Raw genomic sequence first — 17,060 nt, 5'->3', positions numbered from 1 at the left:
GTACAGTCGTCCTGGTCGATCGTCCAGGGCGATTGCCCTAGGATAACACCGATCGGTTTTTTGATGGGAGGGATGCGGTGATGGCCTTCGGATACCAGCGGTTCGCCGAGCGCCGGCGTGCCGAGCTGCGAGCCGGCAGCTCGCTGGCGGAGACGAGCGCCGGGCCTGTGGAGTACGCCGTCATCGGGCCGGCCGCCGGCCGGACGGTGCTGTACTTCCACGGCTCACCCGGCGGGCACGACCAGGTCCACGTACTGGATCGCCTGGCCGGGCAGGGCTTTCGGGTCCTGGGCTGGTCGCGGCCGGGATATCTGCGTACGCCGCTCGACGTGGGCCGGACGATCGCCGGGCAGGCCGACGCCGCGGCCGCCCTGCTCGACGAGCTGGGCTCGCGGACCGTGGTCGCGTACGCCATCAGCGGCGGCGGACCGGCGGCGATCGAGTTCGCCCGCCGGCATCCTTCGCGTACGGAAGCGCTGGTGCTCGAGTCGGCGATCAGCGGGCACTACGCGCCGGCGATCTCACCGCTGGCCAGGCGGCTCTACCTCAACCCGTACGGCACCTGGCTGATCACGACGCTGGCCGCGCGGTGGCCGCGGGCCGTCGTGGCGGACTTCGTACGCGAGGAGTCGAGCCTGTCCAGCCTCGCTCGGCGCTCCGCCGTCGACTGGATCCTGGCCGACGGCGAACGGATCCGGTTGGTCCGGACGATCCTGGCCGGGCTCACGCCGTACGAGGATCGCGCGGCAGGCCTGGAGAACGACCTCAGGCAGTGGGCCCTGCTCGACGACTCGCTGACGTCCGGTGTCACCTGCCCGACCCTCGTCCTGCACGGCTCCCACGACGCCGACGCCGACCCGGCGCACGCCCGCCACGCCGCCGACAGCATCCCGGGCGCGCGGCTGCTGATCGTGAACGAAGGCTGGCACCTGCTCCCACTCTCCGTCGACGGCCACACAGCCGACGAGGCCCTCCGGGAGTTCCTGGCACCCTGACCGAAGACGGTGGTGTGTGACTCCGCGCAGACAGGTTGGCGAAGCCACACACTCCGGCCGGCGAGCCGCCCTCGTGCTAGCTCGACAAGTCGTCGGAGCGGCCGGCGGCGAGGCGAGACCACTGCGACGTTGGGCGGCCGTCGAGGCGGAACTGCTGCCCAGGGTCGGAGAACTGCTGTGGCCAGCCCTCCGGTGAGTCCTCCCAGTTTTCCTGGCGGCCGTACACCGTGAGGTCGAGCAGGTGGTAGGACGTGGCGCCGGCCTCGACGCCTCGGTTGTCCGCCGTGTACGTCTCGAAGACGCGGTCGCCGTCGCGCAGGTAGAGGAAGTAGCCACCGAAGTCGCGGCCGGCGAGCAGGGCGCCGAGGCTGTCACGTGCGGAGTACCACGGCATCTCCCAGCCCATGAAGTCGCGATAGCGGGCGCTCTCCTCGTACGGGCCCTGGCAGAACGTCGCGTACGTGACCGAGCGCTGGTGCAGGTAGCCGAGCTCGCGCGCGTGCGCGGTGAAGAACGTGCAGCCCTCGCACTGGTCGGCCGCGGACTTGCCGTCGTGCCACATGTGGAAGTAGGTGATGAGCTGCCGCCGGCCCTCGAAAACGTCGATGAGCGGCACTGGGCCGTTCGCGCCGACCAGCTGAATCCGCGGGTCCACCTCGACCATCGGCAGGCGCCGGCGGGCGGCCGCGATCGCGTCGCCTTCGCGCGTGTGCGCCTTCTCACGTACAAGCAGCTTGTCGAGCTCGGCCTGCCAGCTCGCGCGATCGACGATCTCGGGCAAGGGGTACGCGCTGTCGTTCATCAGTGAACCCTCCTGGTCTGCGGGCCTCGATCCCGGCCGCTGCAGGTGCAGACCACCGGCGGCGGGAAAACTCATCGGTGCCCGCGGCACCACGAATCAGTCGAGCAGGCGCCGCGCGGTGAACTGGTCGGTCACGAGAACGTTGATCCACGATCCCGCGGCGGCCGCGCGGATCGCGGCGACCTTCGGCCGGCCGCCCGCGACGCCGATCCGGCGCGGGACGGCGAGCAGCTCGTCGACGCCGATGCCGATCACGCGGTCGCGCAGCTCACCGTCGATCGGGGCGCCGGAGCTGTCGAAGAAGTTCAGGCAGACGTCGCCGACCGCCTGGAGCTTCGCCAGCCGCTCCAGGTCCGACGCCGGCAACGCCCGTCCCCACGAGCGGCCGGCCGACGGCTGGGTCGAGCCGATGCCGGTGATGACCGAGGTCAGCCGGCTCCACGCAGCCGCGGCGGAAGCGATGTACGGGTCGGACAGCAGCCCGTCGCGCACCGCACGGTTGGCGACCACGCCCGGCGTCGTGAGGTAGATCGGCTCGCCGCCGGTCAGCTGCGCGAGCCGGTCGGTCAGCCGCGTCGCCTGCGCGCGCATCGCGGGGTTGCCGACCGCGCCGAGCGTCTGGACCACCGACTCGGCGCTGCCGGTCGTGATCGGTCCCATCGCCTCGACCATCGCGAGCAGCGACGCCGAACGTGAGGAGATGCCCAGGCGCTCGCCCGGCTGCAAGGTGTTCTCGAGATAGGACGCGGCCGCCGATCCGATCGCCGACAGCACGCCGGAGTCGTCGTCGGAGGCGGCCTCGGCCACCACCACGTCGCGCAGGCCGAACGTGTCGCGCACCGACTGCTCCAGCTCGCTGAAGAACCCCGGCGGCGTCAGCACCACCGTCCGGACGATGCCGAGCCGGCTCGCCTCCTTGAGCAGGCGCGAGACCCGGGACTGCGTGATGCTCAGCCGGTCGGCGATCTCCGGCTGCAGCATGCCCTCCTCGTGGTACATCCGGGCGGCCTTGACGAGCAGCGTCAGCCGCCCAGCCGTCGGTTGGAAAGAGCTCACTCGAAAGCACCGGCCATGACCGGATCCCCTCTACGTCTCGTTCCGTCCCAAGGCGGCGGCGACCCGGCGCATGCCGAGCTCGGGGCTGGACAGCACCGGCACGTCGACGTCGACCTTCGACGCGGCGCTCGCCATCGAGGCCTGGGCGAGTACGACGACATCGCTCGTGGCCGCCTGTTCGGTGACGGCCTGCGCGACGAGCGCGTCGTGCTGGTCGCGGTCACCGGCCACGTTCGCGGCGAACGCGCCGGCGACCACAACCTCGGTCAGCTCGACCGGCGTGCCGCGCAGCGCCGCCCGTTCACGCAGCAGGGCGGTCGTGGGCCCGAGCGTCGTCTCCAGCGTGGCGATCACGCTGACCCGCGAGCCGGTGCCGACCGCCTCGTCGGCCATCGCCTCGTCGATGCGGTAGACCGGGAGGTCGAGGTGCTCGGCGAGGACGGCGGCGTGCCCCGAGATCGACGAGCAGGTGAAGACGACGGCGGACGCGCCCGCGGCCTTCGCGGCCTGGCCCAGCGCGGTGAGCCGGGCGGCGATCTGGGAGTGGTCCACGCCCTGCCGCAGATCGGCGATGATCCGGTCGTCCAGCAGGTGCTGGATGTCCACGTCCGGCAGGTGCATCGCCGCGAGCTCGGTGAACGCCGGGATGACGACGGGCGCGGTGTGCAGGAGTGCGACTCTGGTCATTGGTGGTGCTCCTTCTTCTGGCGCTAGCGCAGCAGTTGCAGCCATACGGACATCTCGCCGTGGCCGCGGTTTCCCCACAAGGCGTACGGCACGAGGCGGATGTCGAGTGGCGTCGGCTCTGCCTGGTTCAGTTCGGCGTACAGCTTGCCGGGCTCGGTCGGCGCGGGCAGCCGGGCGGCCGTTCCACGGAGCAGGACGTGGCCTGCGAAGATCTCACTCCTCGGCTCCTCGATCCATTCGATCGCCCGCGGGATGGCGACCGACTCGACGCCCACGCCGTCCGGCAGGTCGGCGCTCTCGACGCAGTAGACGACCGGCCCGCGTACGACACAGACCTGACCGGTCGCCTCCTCCAGGAACGTGTGCGCGGCGATCAGCTTCGTGCGTAAGGGAATCTCGACCTCGACGAGGTTGCTCCGCCACTCCCGGTCGACGACGACGTAACCGTTCTCCACCCGGTCGGCGACCTCGCCGTCGATGGTGACCGTCACCCGGTCGGCCCAGCCGGGTACGCGGATCCGGAGCACACCACGCGCCGGCGCGTCGGCACTCATCCGGATCCGGACGTTGCCGTCGGCGGGGAACGCGGTCTCCTGCTCGAGCGTGACCGGGACTCCATCGAAGTCCGTCGTGGTCCGGCCGGCCACGAACTGGTGCACCCAGAGCTCCGACGGGCCGCGGGAGTAGGCGAGGTACGGCAGCTCGGCGATGTGCCGGGCGATGTTCGGCGGGCAGCAGAAGCAGGCGGTCATGTACTCCTGCCGGCCGCGTTCGTGCGACGGCGGCGGCACGGAGTCTCTCGGGTTGCCGGCCCGGCGGAGCGGGTAGGGCAGGTCGCGGACCTGGCGCAGCGGGTTGGTGTAGAAGTAGCTCCTGCCGTCGGCGCCGATCATCGCCGGCAGCGCGTTGTAGAGCACACGCTCGATCTCGTCGGCGTAGCGCGCCTCGCCGGTCAACGCCAGCAGGCGCCACGACCACATCACCAGCCCCAGTGACGCGCAGGACTCGTTGTAGGCCGTGGTGTTCGGCAGCTGGTACGGCCGGCCGTACGCCTGGTGCACGCGCGTCACGGCGAAGTAGTTCTGTCCGGCGTCGGGCGAGGCTCCGTCGTACAACGCGCCGCAACCACCTGTGACGTAGAGCTTCTTCTCGACGAGGTCCGCCCAGATGCTCTCGATCGCCTTCCGGAGCTCGCGATCGCCGGTTTCGAGAACGTAGTCGGTCATGCCGGCGTAGAGATAGTTGGCACGGACCGAGTGCCCGACCGCCTGCCGTTGCTCACGTACCGGCAGCACGTCTTGGTTGTCGTCGCTGCCGAGCTCGCCCTTGCCGCCATGCAGCTCGAGCAGCCGGTACGCCAGGTCGAGGTAGGCGGGCTCCTTGGTGGTCCGGTAGAGCTCGACCACGCCCATGTAGTGCGAGGGGCAGATGTTGCAGTCGGCCAGGCGTTCCGGGCGGTCGCGGACGACGGTGATGAGGTAGTCGGCGACCCGGGTCGCGACCCGGAGGTAGGCGTCGTCCCCCGTCGTACGGTGATGAACGCAGGCCAGCGTCATCAGGTGGCCGAAGTTGTAGGTCTGGAAGTCCATCCGCTCGGCCAGCGGCGGGACGTCCCTGCCCTCGTGCTGGGCGATCGTCGTCTTGGTGTGGAGGTAGCCGTCCGGCTGCTGGGCGCGCTCGATCGCGACGGCGGCCTTGGCGATGTAGTCGAACAGCTCGGCATCGCCGGTCTCGCCGACCGTGACGGTGGCGGCCTCCAGCCACTTGTAGAGATCGCCGTCCATGAACGGCGGGCCTTCGTACCGGCCCGGCCGGTCGCCGGCGGCGACCAGGAAGTTCTCGTACGCGTGCGACACGGCCGGGTCGAACATGATCTGGCCCATGGTCGGGATCGTCGTCCGGAGCATCCGGTTCCGCAGCAGGGCAAGGGGACTGCCGCCGGACAGCCGGCACGAGCCGGGCGCCATCGAGGTCATCCGGGCGTAGGGGCTGGCACTGGTGTCCGTCAGCATCGCTGCCTCCCGTGCTTCACATCGTCGAAGAGATCCGGATGCCCCATCTGACCGCCCTTCACGACGACCTCGAACTCGCCCCGCTCCGCGGCGAAGGCGCGGCAGAGCACGACGTTCCCCCAGGGCGCGCTGACGACTTCGAGCGTCCGTACGCCGAGCTGCCGCAGGACGGCGCCGGAGGTGTCACCGCCGCAGAGAATCAGCCGGGTCTTCGGATCCTGGCGCAGGCCGGCGTCGGCCAGCTCGGCCAGGCGGTTCGCCGAGCCGTCGGAGTGGACCACGACGTCCGCGCCGGCGGCCGCGACCTGCCTGCGGGTCAGGGCCGATCGGCTTCCGTTGAGTACGAGCGTCGGACCCGCCGCCGCGGCGACACTGGCCGGCAGCGGCACGCGATCCTCGACATCCAGCAGCCGGCCGAGCGCACCGCTCAGCCCACCCGAACCGACGACGAATCGCGGCCGCGGCTCGCCGGCCAGGACCGCTGCGGCGATGCGGTCGAGGTGCTCGTCGGTGAACGCGTCGCACACGACTGCCGCGGCTTCGACCTCGTTCAGCGCGGCTGCGTTCAGCAGATCGAGGCGCGGCCAGTGCACCGCGCCGATCCGCAGCGCCGTCTGGCGGGCGACGTGCAGCCGCAGGTCGGATTCGCCGGCAGGTGTGACCGGGTGGCTCATCATGGTCGGCTGCCGGTCCAGCCGGTAGACAGCGTCACCGTCGCGGGCGAAGTGGTGACCGAAGAACGTGTACCGGCCGAAGTCCGGCTGCGCGAAGACGATCGGCACCGGCGCGGGTGGGAACAGATCCCGCGCCAGCTCGAGGACGCGTCCGATACTGCCGATCTCCGGCGACGAGTCGGCCGTCGAGCACACCTTGTACTGAACGACGGCGGGCCGCAGGTCGCGAAGCCGCCGGAGCGCCGGGACCACCTCGTCCGCCAGCGCCTGGGTGGGAAGGGATCGGGCGACTCCCGCGATGCCGATCACGTCGTAACTGCCTGGTGGCACAGCGAGGTCCGGGCCGGCGACCAGGACACCCGACAGCCCGGCGCGGCGGAACTGCAGCAGTGCGTCCACCGATCCGGTGAAGTCGTCACCGTAGAACGCCGCTCGTACCATCAGCGCCGCCCGAACGTCGCGAGCGCGGCGGCCAGCTCGGGTACGCGGGCCGCGCGGTCGTCGAGCGCTTCACCGGCCAGTGCGGAGTCCCAGGCCTCCCGCATCGCGCGGACACCGGCCGCCGCTCCACCCGGATGGCCGTGGACGCCACCGCCGGCCAGCACCAGGAGGTCCTGTGTGCCGACCGCGGCGTAGGTCGCGTGGGCGAGCCCGGCCGACTGTCCCGACGACAGCACAGGCAGCGTCTCGTACCCGCCGAACAGCGGCTTGCGGACCGCCGCGATCGACGCCAGCACCTGCTCGTCGGTCTCGTAGAACTTGTTCGAGATGCCGTTGGTGTGCAGGTGATCGACACCGCACAGGCGGGCGAGCTGCTGGAACACGGTGAACTCGATGCCGAGCTGTGGCGACCTCGAGTACGCACCGAACATCGCGCGGTGCCCGTGGATCGGGAGCTGGCAGCGCTCGCGGAGGTACTGGACTCCGGCCAGGCCGACAGTGTTGACACACACCATGACGCACGTGCCGCCCGCGGCCAGGACGAGATCGTGGTTGTGGGCGAGCCGCGAGATGTCGTCGGTGATGTTGAACGCGTACATCGGCATCCGGCCGGTGCGGTCGGCGACCCGCTTCAGCACGTCCATCGTGGTGCGGACCCGCTCGGCCAGCGGGAGCCCCGGCGGGTTGGCCTGCAGTTCGTCGTCCTTGATGAAGTCGATGCCGGCCGTTGCCAGCTCGGTCACCAGCTCGCCCAGCTCGGCCGCCGAGAGACCGATGCTGGGCTTGACGATGGTGCCGATCAGCGGGCCCGCCGGACGGCCGGCCAGCCGCCGGGTGCCACGGACGCCGAACTGCGGACCCGCGTAAACGTCGGCGAAGGCCCTCGGCAGCTCGAGATCGACCAGCCGGAGAGCGCCGACCTCGCGCAGCTCGAACAGGTTGCCGGCGACGGCGGCGAGCAGGTTGGGTACCGACGGGCCGAAGTTGCGGAGCGGGAAGTCGATGCTGACCCTGGCCCGGTGGGGTGCTGTCCAGTCGCCGGCCGCACCGGGCAGTGGGGCGCGGCCGCTCGGCGGCAGCTCCTCGATGGCGGCGACGACCGCGGCATGCCTGGCCCTGAGCTCGTCGGTCTCGCGCGCGACCGAGACGAACGTTCCGCACGACTGCTCACCGGCCATCACCGCGGCGGCTTCCGCCACGGGCAGGCCGGTCTCGATCTCGTAGACCGCGCGCACAGTGTCGGACACGTACTCTCCTCGCCGACTGCGTAGATATGCGATGACGCATATACGTGCACCTTAGCTCCAGGCCGACGTGGGTTGGCAAGCCTCTGAGCTGGGCCGGTTCAGGACAGGGGTGGTGGTCGGGGGCAGGGAGGGCCGTGATACCGCCGTGAAGCCGGATGCCGCGACGCTGGCGTCGTTCGGGAAACGACTCGTCCTTCGGGCTGGAGGGTGTCATGTGGCGAAGACGCGTAGCGCTGAGTTCGATCCTGGGTCTGATGCTGGTGGCCGGACTGCCGGCGGGCTGTCTCGCGGTCACGGCGATGCGGGCCGAGGCGGCCGCACCGACCTGCCGGGTCGGGCTGCCGACGGGCACGGAGCCGGCACGCGGCAATCGGGTCGCGCTGGCGGCGGCCGCTACCGATGCGGCGCGGGTCGACTATTACCTGAACGGCGCACCGCTCGGGCAGGCGTTCCCGACGGCGTACGGCTGGCTCTACTCACCGGACGGCGGGCAGACCTGGGGCTGGGACTCCACGCGGTCCGCCGATGGCGTCTACTCCCTTACCTGCAAGGCGACCGCGGTCGACGGCACGACGGCGACCTCGGCCGCCGTGGTGTTCACGGTCGACAACACCACACCCGCGCAGTGGAAGGGGCGTTGCTGGGGCCACGTGGCGTCGACACCGGCCGACTACCAGCGGGCGTTCGACTATCGCAGCGGCGGTTGGGCGGGCGCGGATGGCGCGATCCCGATCCGGTTGCCGGACGGGCGCGTGCTGTGGCTGTTCGGCGACACGTTCGCGGCCCAGATCGATGCGAACAACGCCTTGCTGCCCGGCTGGCGGATGCCGCGTAACACCGTCGTCGTGCAGTCGGGCACCTGCTTCACTCCGGTGATGGGCGGCACGCCGGACCGGGCGACGTCGTACCTGCCGGAGATCGGCGGCGAGTGGTTCTGGCCGTCGGGCGGGTACATCGACACCAGCGTGCGGCCGGCGGTCGTCCGGCTGGTGTCGAGCGCGGTACGCAGCGAGCCCACCTGTGGATTCGGCTGGCGGGTCAGCGGCATGCGGATCCACACGCTCTCGCTGCCGGACCTGCGGGTGGTGGGCTCGCAGTCCGTGCCGTACAACCCCACGGCGGCCAACATGCCGACGTTCGGCACCGGCCTGTTCCGGGACGGCGACTGGCTCTACCTGTACGGCAAGGGCGGCGGCTTCCAGTGCGGCGGCTTCTCCGCGGGCGGGCCGTTCGCCGCTGGGACGCACCTCGCGCGCGTGCCGGTGGGCCGGCTGACCAGTGGGCCGTGGGAGTACTGGACCGGCGGGTCGTCGTGGTCGCAGGACGTCAACCTGGCCAGGCCGTTGGCGTACGACGGCGACAATGTGCCGCAGCCGGTGCGTCGAGGTGGGCGTTACGTGGCGACGGCGAAGACCGGTTTCCTGTGGGTGTTCGGCTCCCAGGTCTACGCCTGGACGGCGACCAGTCCGAGCGGCCCGTGGCAGCCGGTGCTCGGCGGCGACGGCAAGCCCGTGAACATCGTGCCGCCGGACGTGACGTTCCCGCAGTCGCGGATGTTCTACGGCGGCCGTCTGCACGACGACATCCCCGGAACGTCGACGGCCAACCCGATGCTGGTCTTCAGTACGAACGGCGTGGGCTGCAAGGAACCCGAGACGCCTTGCACCCGGGACAACGACGTGGGCAAGAACGTCCTGCTCTACGGCCCGCACTTCACCCGGCCGGTCGGCCTGCCGTCCTGAGGGTGGCGCGCGCCGCTGGTCGCGTTCGGCCAACGGCGCGCTTGTGCCGATGTCGGCGGGGTCGGGCAGAATCCACGGCATGAAATACGTGCTGTTGATCTGCGACGACGAAACGGCCTCGCCGAGCAACGAGGAGCTCGACGCCGATCCGACGCACCAGGCCTGGGTGGCCGACCTCGAACGCCGCCAGGCCAGGATCGCCGGCGCGCGGCTGCGACCGGTCGTCGACGCCACCACGGTCCGCGTGCGCGAGGGCGAGACGCTGATCTCCGACGGGCCGTTCGCCGAGACCAAGGACTTCGTGGGTGGGGTTGTGATCCTCGAGTGCGCGAACCTCGACGAGGCGATCGAGATCGCGTCCGGGCACCCGTACGCCCGGCTCGGCTGCATCGAGATCCGACCGGTCTGGGAATGAGCGAGGAAGAGGTTCGGACCGCGATCGACGCGGCCTACCGCGAGGAGTGGGGCCAGGTCGTCGCGACGCTGATCGGGCTGACCGGCGACTGGGACCTGGCCGAGGACTGCGCTCAAGACGCGTTCGCGGCTGCCCTGGCGACCTGGCCGCGCGACGGTATCCCGCGGCGGCCGGGTGCGTGGCTCACCACCACCGCCCGCAACCGCGCGACCGACCGGGTACGCCGTGACGCGGCGGGTGCGGCCAAGCTGCGGCAGCTCGCCGTGCTGGCCGAGCGTGCCGGGGAGCCGGCGCCGCCGGAGGAGATTCCGGACGAGCGGTTGCGGCTGATCTTCACCTGCTGCCACCCAGCACTGCCGTTTCCGGCGCGGGTGGCGCTGACGTTGCGCACACTCGCCGGCCTGTCCACCGGCGAGATCGCGCGGGCGTTGCTGACCGCCGAGCCGACGCTGGCGCAACGGCTGGTGCGGGCGAAGCGCAAGATCCAGGAGGCCGGCATCCCCTACCGCGTGCCGCCGGCGTCCCTACTGCCCGAGCGTTTGTCGGCCGTGCTGGCGGTGCTCTATCTGATCTTCAACCAGGGCTACGCCGACGAAGGCGAGGGGGCGCGGCGCGCGCTGACGGCCGAGGCGATCCGGCTGGCCCGAGTGCTGATCCGGCTGCTGCCGGACGAGCCGGAGCCGCGCGGACTGCTGGCGCTGATGCTGCTGCACGAGGCCCGGCGTTCCACCCGTACCTCCGACGACGGCGTGCTGGTGACGCTCGAGCAGCAGGACCGGTCGCGCTGGGACCGCTCGTTGATCGCCGAAGGGCTCGGCGTGCTGGAGTCGGCGCTGGACGCGGAAGGGGAGGGGCCGTACCAACTGCAGGCCGCCATCGCCGCCTGCCACGCGACCGCTGTGGACGCGGCGAGCACCGACTGGGCGCGGATCGCGAGCCTGTACGGCTCGCTGGCACAGGTCTCGCCGTCACCGGTGGTCGACCTCAACCGGGCAGTGGCGGTCGCGATGGCGGCCGGCATACCGGCCGGGCTGCGTCTGGTGGACGAGCTCGAGGCCTCCGGCCGGCTGAGCGGCTACTACCTCCTGCCCGCCACCCGCGCGGACCTGCTGCGCCGGGCCGGCAAGCCGATCGAGGCGCGTGCTGCGTACGAGCAAGCCCTGAAACTCGCCCCCACCGAAGCCGAACGCCGCTACCTCACCCGCCGCCTCGACGAGCTCTAGGGACGTCCTGCCACTCGCCGTTGCGTCCGCTTATTGACAACGGTTTGCAACAAGCGGAAGCTCAGCATACGCTCGAAGCCGATGAGAACGTTCCGTCTGGCCCGCTCGCTGCCCTCGTCGGTCCAGCTTCTGCTGGTCAACACGTTCGGCATCGCCCTTGGCTTCTACTTGCTGATCCCCTTCCTGGCAACGTACCTGAGCCAGCAACTCCATCTTGCGGCCGCCGTCGTCGGGGCCGTGCTCGGCCTGCGCGTGCTGTGTCAACAGGGCCTGACGCTGGTCGGTGGCACCGCGGCCGACCGGCTCGGGCCGCGGCCGATCATCATCGCGGGGTGTGCGTTGCGGGCGGTGGCGTTCGGCATGTTCGCGATCTTCACCGACGCGACCGGCGTGGTCGTGGCGTCGATGCTGGTGGGTGTCGCCGGCGCACTGTTCAGTCCGGCCGCCCGCGCCTACATCGCCGTCGAGTCGGGTGAGCGGAAGCTGGACGCCTTCGCGCTCTCCAACGTCGCCAGCACCGCCGGCGCGCTCGCCGGCCCGTTGCTCGGCAGCGTGCTGGTCGCGATCGACTTCCGCTGGACGGCGGGGGTCGCGGCCGTGGTGTTCGCCGGGCTGACGATCTGGCAGCTGTTCGTGCTGCCGGCCCGCGAGGCCGAGCCCACCGCGGCGAGACCGCTGGCCTCGCTGCGTCTGGTGCTCGGGCACCGTTCGTTCCTGGCGTTCGCGGCGGTGACGTCGGTGTGCTTCCTGCTCTACAACCAGTTCTACCTGCAGCTTCCGCTCGAAGCCGCCCGCGTGACCGGCTGGACGGGCGCGACCGGTGGCGTGTTCCTGGTGTCGACGGTGGTGACGCTGGCCTCGCAGGTACGGATGGTCGGCTGGCTGTCCAAGCGCCTGGCGCCCGGCACCGCGATCTGCGCCGGCCTGGTCGTCACCGCGGTCGCGTTCGTGCCGCTCGGCCTGTCCGCGACGTTCGTCGGCGAACCGGCGGCAGGCGCGTCGTTCATCGACGGACTGGTCGCCGCCGCACTCGTGTTCCTCGCCGCCATCCTGCTCACGGTCGGACTCGACGTGGCGCAGCCGTTCGCGCTGGACGCCGCCACGACCTTCGCCCGCCCCGGCCTCACCGGGACGTACCTCGGCCTGGCCATGACGGCGTCCGGCATCGCCACCGCGCTCGGCAACCCCGTCACGGGATTCCTGGACGATCTCGGTGGCCGGTTCTCCCTTCCCTGGTTGAGCTCCGCCGGGCTCGGCCTGGCCGCTGCCGCCGCCGCGGTCGCCGTGCTCCTCCTGCACCGGAGCGGCAAGCTGGCGAAGGCCGAGCCGGACGGCCCAGCAAGCACAGCCGGGATCAGCAGTTCCCGCTCGTCGATCTCCCAGCCAGCCGGTCAGCCATCCACGACGTGACCGTGGGCGACGCGACCGCCGCCGTCGCCGCGTGCCCGAGCAGCACGTACGTCCGGAACGTCACGTTCGCGCCCTGCCCGCACCACTGCCGCCGCAATGTCGTGGCGCCGGAGTACGGGATGATCTCGTCGCTGGTGGAGTGGTAGAGCAGCACGGGCGCGCTCGGCCGGATGCCGCCGACGTTCTGCGCGTCCAGTGTGGTCTGCCACTGCTGCGTGGCCAGCGGGTTGGACGTCGTGTAGTCGCTGAGCCGCTTGCCCGCGTACGGCGAGAAGTCGCAGCTGTTGCGCAAGGTGTCCACACCCGCGCGGCCGGCGTCGTTGAGGTACGACTCGAGGTCGAGCGCCGGGTACGCCGCGTCCATGCCGATGCCGGCAGCCAGCACCAGCCCGAAGTTCGACGTTCCCTCGTTGTTCGCGGCCACCTGGCGCAGGTTCGCCGGGGTACCGCCGCTGGCCACGGCGTCGACCGACAGGTCCGGCGCGTACGAGCTCGCGAGCTGCCCGGCCCACGACGCCGCGTGCCCGCCCTGCGAGTAGCCGGCGATCCCGACCGGCCCGTTCGCCGGCAACCCGCCATCAGGCAGTCGCCGGGCGGCCCGCACGATGTCCAGCAGGGCGTCGCCGGCCGCGCGAGCCACCATGTACGTGTGGTCGCCCGGCGTCCCGAGCCCTTGGTAGTCGGTCACCGCGACCGCGAAACCGCGCGTCGCGTACTGATGGATCAGCGCGCCCTCGGTCTCGTTGCCGGCCTCGAGCTTGCGCGACGGCGCGCACTGGTCGCCGAGCCCGTGCGTGCCGGGGGCGTACCCGACGATCGGCCGCGGGCCGTTGTAGCTCGCGCGCGGCACGATGATGGTGCCGCTGACCGTCATGGAGTTGCCGTTGGTGTCGGTCGAGAGGTACTGCACCTGCCAGACCCGGGCGTAGAAGAACCCTGGTGCGTCGATCTGCCGGGCGGAGACGATGTCACCGGGTGCGGCCGCGGCAGCCGCCCCCGCACCGGCCAGGAAATAGGTCGCTCCCAGGGCCGCCAGCAGGAGTGCGACGACGGTGGAGCAGGACAGCAATCGACTGCGTTGTCTCATCTGAACCTCCTGTGAGGACCTGCTACCTCCTCTTGGTGAGCGCTCGGAGGCGAAAAGTCAAGAGGTTCCTACTCATCAGTAGCGGCTGATCTGGCAGCAACGGCCGCCGCTCGTCCCATCAGGAGGTGGCGCTCGTGCGGGGTCGGAGCCAGGCCGGCCGCGCGTTCCAGCTCCTCGGCCGCTTCGGCGTGCCGGCCCAGCCGGAGGAGGACGTCGCCGCGGACGGCGCCGAGCAGGTGATAGCGGGCCAGGCGAGGGTCGTCGCGCAACGGGTCGAGGGCGGCCAGCGCGACGTCCGGCCCGTCGGCGTACAGCAGCGCGACAGCCCGGTTCAACTCGACGATCGGCGACGGCGCGAGCTGGCTGAGCGCGTCGTAGAGCGCGATGATCGCCTGCCAGTCGGTGCCGGCGAAGCTCGGCGCGCGGGCATGGCAGGCCGTGATCGCCGCCTGGATGGTGTACGGACCAAGCGGCCGGCCGGCTCGCTTCGCCTGCGCCAGGCTCGCCAGCCCGTGTGCGATCAGCGTGCGGTCCCAGCGCGAGCGGTCCTGGTCCTCCAGGAGTACGGCTGCCCCGCGCGCGTCGACGCGGGTCGCGAACCGCGAGGCCTGCAACTCCATCAGCGCGACCAGCCCGAGCACCTCGGGCTCGGCCGGCATCAGCCCGGCCAGCACGCGGCCGAGCCGCATGGCGTCCTCGGCCAGCTCGCGGCGGATCCACTGCTTGCCCGCCGAGGCGGTGTAGCCCTCGTTGAAGATGAGGTAGACGACCTCGAGGACGGCAGAGAGCCTGGCGGGCAGCTCCTCTGCGTCGGGCTGCCGGAACGGCACGCCCGCCTCGGCGAGCGTCCGCTTGGCCCGGGTGATCCGCTGCGCCATCGTGCCGGTCGGCACCAGGAACGCGCGGGCGATCTCCTCGGTGCTGAGCCCGGCGACCATCCGCAGCGCCAGCGCGGCCCGGGCCTCGCGGGCCAGCATGGGATGGCAGGCGACGAACACCAGCGACAGCAGGTCCTCACTCGATCCCGCCGCCGGCGCGTGCGCGTCCTGGTCGGCGGCGAGCTGGGCGTACTTGTCGTCACGCAGCCGTTCCCGCCGGATCAGGTCGATCGCCCGGCGCCTGGCGGTCGTCGTCAGCCAGGCGCCGGGGTTGTCGGGCACCCCGTCTCGCGGCCACTGCTCGAGCGCGCCGGCGAACGTGTCCTGCGCGAGCTCCTCGGCCAGCCCGACATCCTGGACCAGCCGGGCCAGGTAGGCCACGAGCTGCGCGGACTCCATCCGCCAGACCGCTTCGACCGTGCGCCGCACGTCCATCAGGCGCCCTGAGCGCCCGAAGCCGGAAGGTTCTCGAAGTCGGCCTCTTCGTAGTAGGGCCGGATCTCGATCGTTTCGCGCAGGCCACTGTCAGGGTCGGTCGGGCACTGCCTGACCCACTGGATAGCCTCCTCCAATGTGCTGACCTGCCACACCCAGTAGCCCGCGATGATCTCCTTGGACTCGGTGAACGGGCCGTCCACCACGGAGGTCGTACCCTTCTCGAAGACGACCTGGGCGCCTGCCGAGCTGGGCTTGAGCCCGCCGCCGTCGAGCATGATGCCGGCCTTGACCAGCTTCTCGTTGTAGGCGCCCATCGCCTCCATCATTTCCTGGTTCGGGGCGATCTTGTCCTCGTCCGCGCCGGTGCCCTTGATCAGAACCATGACCTTCATCTGTGTCTCCCAGCTCTCTGTAGCTCTCGCCTGCTTGCTTTCACCTCCCCGTCGAACGACCAAGCGCCGATTTCTACACCCGCCTCCAGAAGTTTTGACTTTTCTCCGTCGACTCCGAGCCGGCCCTGGGCGGGCCCTGGGCCGACAACGGTCGGCCGAGTGGGGAAGCAGGCCGTGACCTGGGGCGGAAGCTTCTGACACGTTGGAGGGATGCACATCAACTTGGAAGGACGAGTCGCCATCGTCACCGGAGCCGCCCGCGGGATCGGCCGGGATCTGGTGCGGAGGTTCGCCGAGGAGGGCGTCCGTACGGTCGCGCTCGACGTCAACGAGGAGGGCCTGGCCGACCTCGGCTCGGAGCTGTCGGCCGCGGGGAGCCCGCCCTCGCTGCAGTTCGAATGTGACGTCACCGACTCCGCACGCGCCGCCGAGTGCGTCGCGGCGGCGGTCGCCGCGTTCGGGCAGGTCGACATCCTGGTCAACAACGCGGGCATCACGGCAGGTGGTGCTGTCGACGTGCTGTCGGAGGAGGCCTGGCGGCGCTGCCACGACGTCAACCTGACCGGTACGTTCCTGCTGTCGAAGGCGGTCGTGCCGGTGATGAAGGAACGCCGCTGGGGCCGCATCATCAACGCCGCCTCGTTCGCCGCGATCATGCCGACGGTCGGTGGTGCGGCCTACGGTTCGGCGAAGGCCGCCGTGGCCCACTTCAGCCGGGTGCTGGCCGGCGAGCTGGGTCCGTGGGGGATCACGGTGAACGCCTACGCGCCCGGCATGATCCCCACGCAGATGAACCACTTCGACGAACGGCCACCGGAGCAGCAGGAGAAGCTGCTGGACATGCTCACGCTGCGCCGTTGGGGCGCGACCGAGGACGTCGCCAACCTCGTGTGCTTCCTGGCGTCGGAGCAGGCCGCGTACATCACCGGAACGCTCGTCGACGTGAGCGGCGGCAAGTACGCGACCCAGGTGCCCCGCGCGGCGTACGACTACGCGTCGGAGTGACCGGCGGCCAGCCGCTGCTACTAAGCGGCCGGCCGCCCGTCGATCCGTCAGGAGTCGCCGTTGATCCGGGGCGTGCCCTCGGGTGAGTCCTCCCAGGCCTCCTGGCGGCCGTAGATCGAGCGGTCCAGCAGGCCGAGGACCGGGCCCATCACCTCGACGCCGCGGCCCGTGGTCCAGTACGTCTCGAAGACGCGGTCGCCGTCGCGGAGGTAGCAGGCCAGGACGAACGGGCCGCGCCCGCCGAGCAGCGTGCCGAGCGACGGCTCGGCGGAGTACCACGGCAGGTGGTCCCGGCCCATGACGTCGCGGTAGCGGACGCTCGCCTCGTACGGGCCCTGGCAGAACGTGGCGTAGGTGACGTCACGTGCGTGCAGGTAGGACAGCTCACGGACCTGGCCGGTGAAGAACGTGCAGCCCCCGCACTCGACCAGCGGCAGCCGCCTCCGCGCCGCGGCGATCGCGTCGCCTTCGCGGGTGTGCGCCTTCTCCCTGATCCGCAGTGCGTCGAGCTCGGCCTGGTAGGTGTCCCGGTCCGCGATCCGGTGGGCAGGCCGCG

At 71.0% G+C, this 17,060-nt stretch carries 16 protein-coding genes; 6 read left to right on the top strand and 10 right to left on the bottom strand.

All coding sequences use genetic code 11. The features are described from left to right. Positions 1-80 precede the first annotated feature (80 nt). The gene (locus tag ACYVF6_RS10595; protein ID WP_460519341.1) at positions 81-995 is read left to right on the top strand and encodes an alpha/beta fold hydrolase; all 915 of its coding nucleotides are present in this window, start codon (positions 81-83) and stop codon (positions 993-995) included. Positions 996-1,071: 76 nt separating this feature from the next. Here ACYVF6_RS10595 and ACYVF6_RS10590 read toward each other — a convergent pair whose 3' ends face one another. The 6 genes from ACYVF6_RS10590 to ACYVF6_RS10565 all read right to left on the bottom strand — a co-directional run bounded on the left by ACYVF6_RS10590 (position 1,072) and on the right by ACYVF6_RS10565 (position 7,914). After that, on the bottom strand, positions 1,072-1,797 hold the full coding sequence (locus tag ACYVF6_RS10590) for a thioredoxin domain-containing protein (protein ID WP_460519338.1): 726 nt from the start codon (positions 1,795-1,797) through the stop codon (positions 1,072-1,074). A gap of 96 nt (positions 1,798-1,893) precedes the next feature. Continuing rightward, entirely contained in the window at positions 1,894-2,853 is a 960-nt protein-coding gene (locus tag ACYVF6_RS10585; RefSeq protein ID WP_460519335.1) for a sugar-binding transcriptional regulator, read from the bottom strand. Between the two features lie 30 nt (positions 2,854-2,883). Beyond that, positions 2,884-3,540: an aspartate/glutamate racemase family protein gene (locus ACYVF6_RS10580; RefSeq protein ID WP_460519333.1), complete on the bottom strand. Its 657-nt coding sequence runs from the start codon at positions 3,538-3,540 to the stop codon at positions 2,884-2,886. A 23-nt stretch (positions 3,541-3,563) separates the two neighbouring features. Beyond that, the gene (locus ACYVF6_RS10575) at positions 3,564-5,552 is read right to left on the bottom strand and encodes a glycoside hydrolase family 127 protein (protein ID WP_460519330.1); all 1,989 of its coding nucleotides are present in this window, start codon (positions 5,550-5,552) and stop codon (positions 3,564-3,566) included. Beyond that, positions 5,546-6,667: a four-carbon acid sugar kinase family protein gene (locus tag ACYVF6_RS10570; RefSeq protein ID WP_460519327.1), complete on the bottom strand. Its 1,122-nt coding sequence runs from the start codon at positions 6,665-6,667 to the stop codon at positions 5,546-5,548. Before ACYVF6_RS10570 ends, ACYVF6_RS10575 begins: the two co-directional genes overlap by 7 nt. Continuing rightward, positions 6,667-7,914 carry a RuBisCO large subunit C-terminal-like domain-containing protein gene (locus tag ACYVF6_RS10565; protein ID WP_460519325.1) on the bottom strand — a complete coding sequence of 416 codons (1,248 nt, stop codon included), beginning with the start codon at positions 7,912-7,914 and terminating at the stop codon, positions 6,667-6,669. Before ACYVF6_RS10565 ends, ACYVF6_RS10570 begins: the two co-directional genes overlap by 1 nt. A gap of 212 nt (positions 7,915-8,126) precedes the next feature. On the opposite strand from ACYVF6_RS10565, the gene ACYVF6_RS10560 reads away from it, so the two are divergent. From ACYVF6_RS10560 to ACYVF6_RS10545, 4 genes are all read left to right on the top strand, one after another. Further along, on the top strand, positions 8,127-9,656 hold the full coding sequence (locus tag ACYVF6_RS10560; RefSeq protein ID WP_460519322.1) for a hypothetical protein: 1,530 nt from the start codon (positions 8,127-8,129) through the stop codon (positions 9,654-9,656). 79 nt (positions 9,657-9,735) lie between these two features. Next, positions 9,736-10,071, top strand: coding sequence for a YciI family protein (locus tag ACYVF6_RS10555; RefSeq protein WP_460519319.1), 336 nt, complete (start codon positions 9,736-9,738; stop codon positions 10,069-10,071). Further along, on the top strand, positions 10,068-11,294 hold the full coding sequence (locus tag ACYVF6_RS10550; RefSeq protein WP_460519316.1) for an RNA polymerase sigma factor: 1,227 nt from the start codon (positions 10,068-10,070) through the stop codon (positions 11,292-11,294). The genes ACYVF6_RS10555 and ACYVF6_RS10550 overlap by 4 nt, the downstream gene beginning before the upstream one ends. A gap of 81 nt (positions 11,295-11,375) precedes the next feature. Next, entirely contained in the window at positions 11,376-12,704 is a 1,329-nt protein-coding gene (locus ACYVF6_RS10545) for an MFS transporter (RefSeq protein ID WP_460519313.1), read from the top strand. Here ACYVF6_RS10545 and ACYVF6_RS10540 read toward each other — a convergent pair. The 3 genes from ACYVF6_RS10540 to ACYVF6_RS10530 form a co-directional block, all read right to left on the bottom strand. Beyond that, positions 12,649-13,791: an alpha/beta hydrolase family protein gene (locus ACYVF6_RS10540; protein ID WP_460519310.1), complete on the bottom strand. Its 1,143-nt coding sequence runs from the start codon at positions 13,789-13,791 to the stop codon at positions 12,649-12,651. The genes ACYVF6_RS10545 and ACYVF6_RS10540 overlap by 56 nt on opposite strands. Before the next feature lie 68 nt (positions 13,792-13,859). Further along, on the bottom strand, positions 13,860-15,104 hold the full coding sequence (locus ACYVF6_RS10535; RefSeq protein ID WP_460519307.1) for an RNA polymerase sigma factor: 1,245 nt from the start codon (positions 15,102-15,104) through the stop codon (positions 13,860-13,862). Next, the gene (locus ACYVF6_RS10530) at positions 15,104-15,499 is read right to left on the bottom strand and encodes a YciI family protein (protein WP_460519304.1); all 396 of its coding nucleotides are present in this window, start codon (positions 15,497-15,499) and stop codon (positions 15,104-15,106) included. The genes ACYVF6_RS10535 and ACYVF6_RS10530 overlap by 1 nt, the downstream gene beginning before the upstream one ends. Positions 15,500-15,709: 210 nt before the next feature. On the opposite strand from ACYVF6_RS10530, the gene ACYVF6_RS10525 reads away from it, so the two are divergent. Then, positions 15,710-16,504: an SDR family oxidoreductase gene (locus tag ACYVF6_RS10525; protein WP_460519301.1), complete on the top strand. Its 795-nt coding sequence runs from the start codon at positions 15,710-15,712 to the stop codon at positions 16,502-16,504. Positions 16,505-16,551: 47 nt separating this feature from the next. Here ACYVF6_RS10525 and ACYVF6_RS10520 read toward each other — a convergent pair whose 3' ends face one another. Continuing rightward, positions 16,552-17,043 carry a DUF899 family protein gene (locus ACYVF6_RS10520; protein ID WP_460519428.1) on the bottom strand — a complete coding sequence of 164 codons (492 nt, stop codon included), beginning with the start codon at positions 17,041-17,043 and terminating at the stop codon, positions 16,552-16,554. Between the last annotated feature and the right edge of the window lie 17 nt (positions 17,044-17,060).

This window comes from Flindersiella endophytica (genome assembly GCF_054779015.1).
This window is presented reverse-complemented; position numbering and strand designations above follow the sequence as displayed.

Bases quoted from the DNA above. Each gene is read 5' to 3' on its own strand.
- ACYVF6_RS10595 (WP_460519341.1), top strand. From the start codon at position 81: ATGGCCTTCGGATACCAGCGGTTCGCCGAGCGCCGGCGTGCCGAGCTG.
- ACYVF6_RS10590 (WP_460519338.1), bottom strand. From the start codon at position 1,797: ATGAACGACAGCGCGTACCCCTTGCCCGAGATCGTCGATCGCGCGAGC.
- ACYVF6_RS10580 (WP_460519333.1), bottom strand. From the start codon at position 3,540: ATGACCAGAGTCGCACTCCTGCACACCGCGCCCGTCGTCATCCCGGCG.
- ACYVF6_RS10575 (WP_460519330.1), bottom strand. From the start codon at position 5,552: ATGCTGACGGACACCAGTGCCAGCCCCTACGCCCGGATGACCTCGATG.
- ACYVF6_RS10570 (WP_460519327.1), bottom strand. From the start codon at position 6,667: ATGGTACGAGCGGCGTTCTACGGTGACGACTTCACCGGATCGGTGGAC.
- ACYVF6_RS10560 (WP_460519322.1), top strand. From the start codon at position 8,127: ATGTGGCGAAGACGCGTAGCGCTGAGTTCGATCCTGGGTCTGATGCTG.
- ACYVF6_RS10555 (WP_460519319.1), top strand. From the start codon at position 9,736: ATGAAATACGTGCTGTTGATCTGCGACGACGAAACGGCCTCGCCGAGC.
- ACYVF6_RS10550 (WP_460519316.1), top strand. From the start codon at position 10,068: ATGAGCGAGGAAGAGGTTCGGACCGCGATCGACGCGGCCTACCGCGAG.
- ACYVF6_RS10545 (WP_460519313.1), top strand. From the start codon at position 11,376: ATGAGAACGTTCCGTCTGGCCCGCTCGCTGCCCTCGTCGGTCCAGCTT.
- ACYVF6_RS10540 (WP_460519310.1), bottom strand. From the start codon at position 13,791: ATGAGACAACGCAGTCGATTGCTGTCCTGCTCCACCGTCGTCGCACTC.
- ACYVF6_RS10535 (WP_460519307.1), bottom strand. From the start codon at position 15,104: ATGGACGTGCGGCGCACGGTCGAAGCGGTCTGGCGGATGGAGTCCGCG.
- ACYVF6_RS10530 (WP_460519304.1), bottom strand. From the start codon at position 15,499: ATGAAGGTCATGGTTCTGATCAAGGGCACCGGCGCGGACGAGGACAAG.
- ACYVF6_RS10525 (WP_460519301.1), top strand. From the start codon at position 15,710: ATGCACATCAACTTGGAAGGACGAGTCGCCATCGTCACCGGAGCCGCC.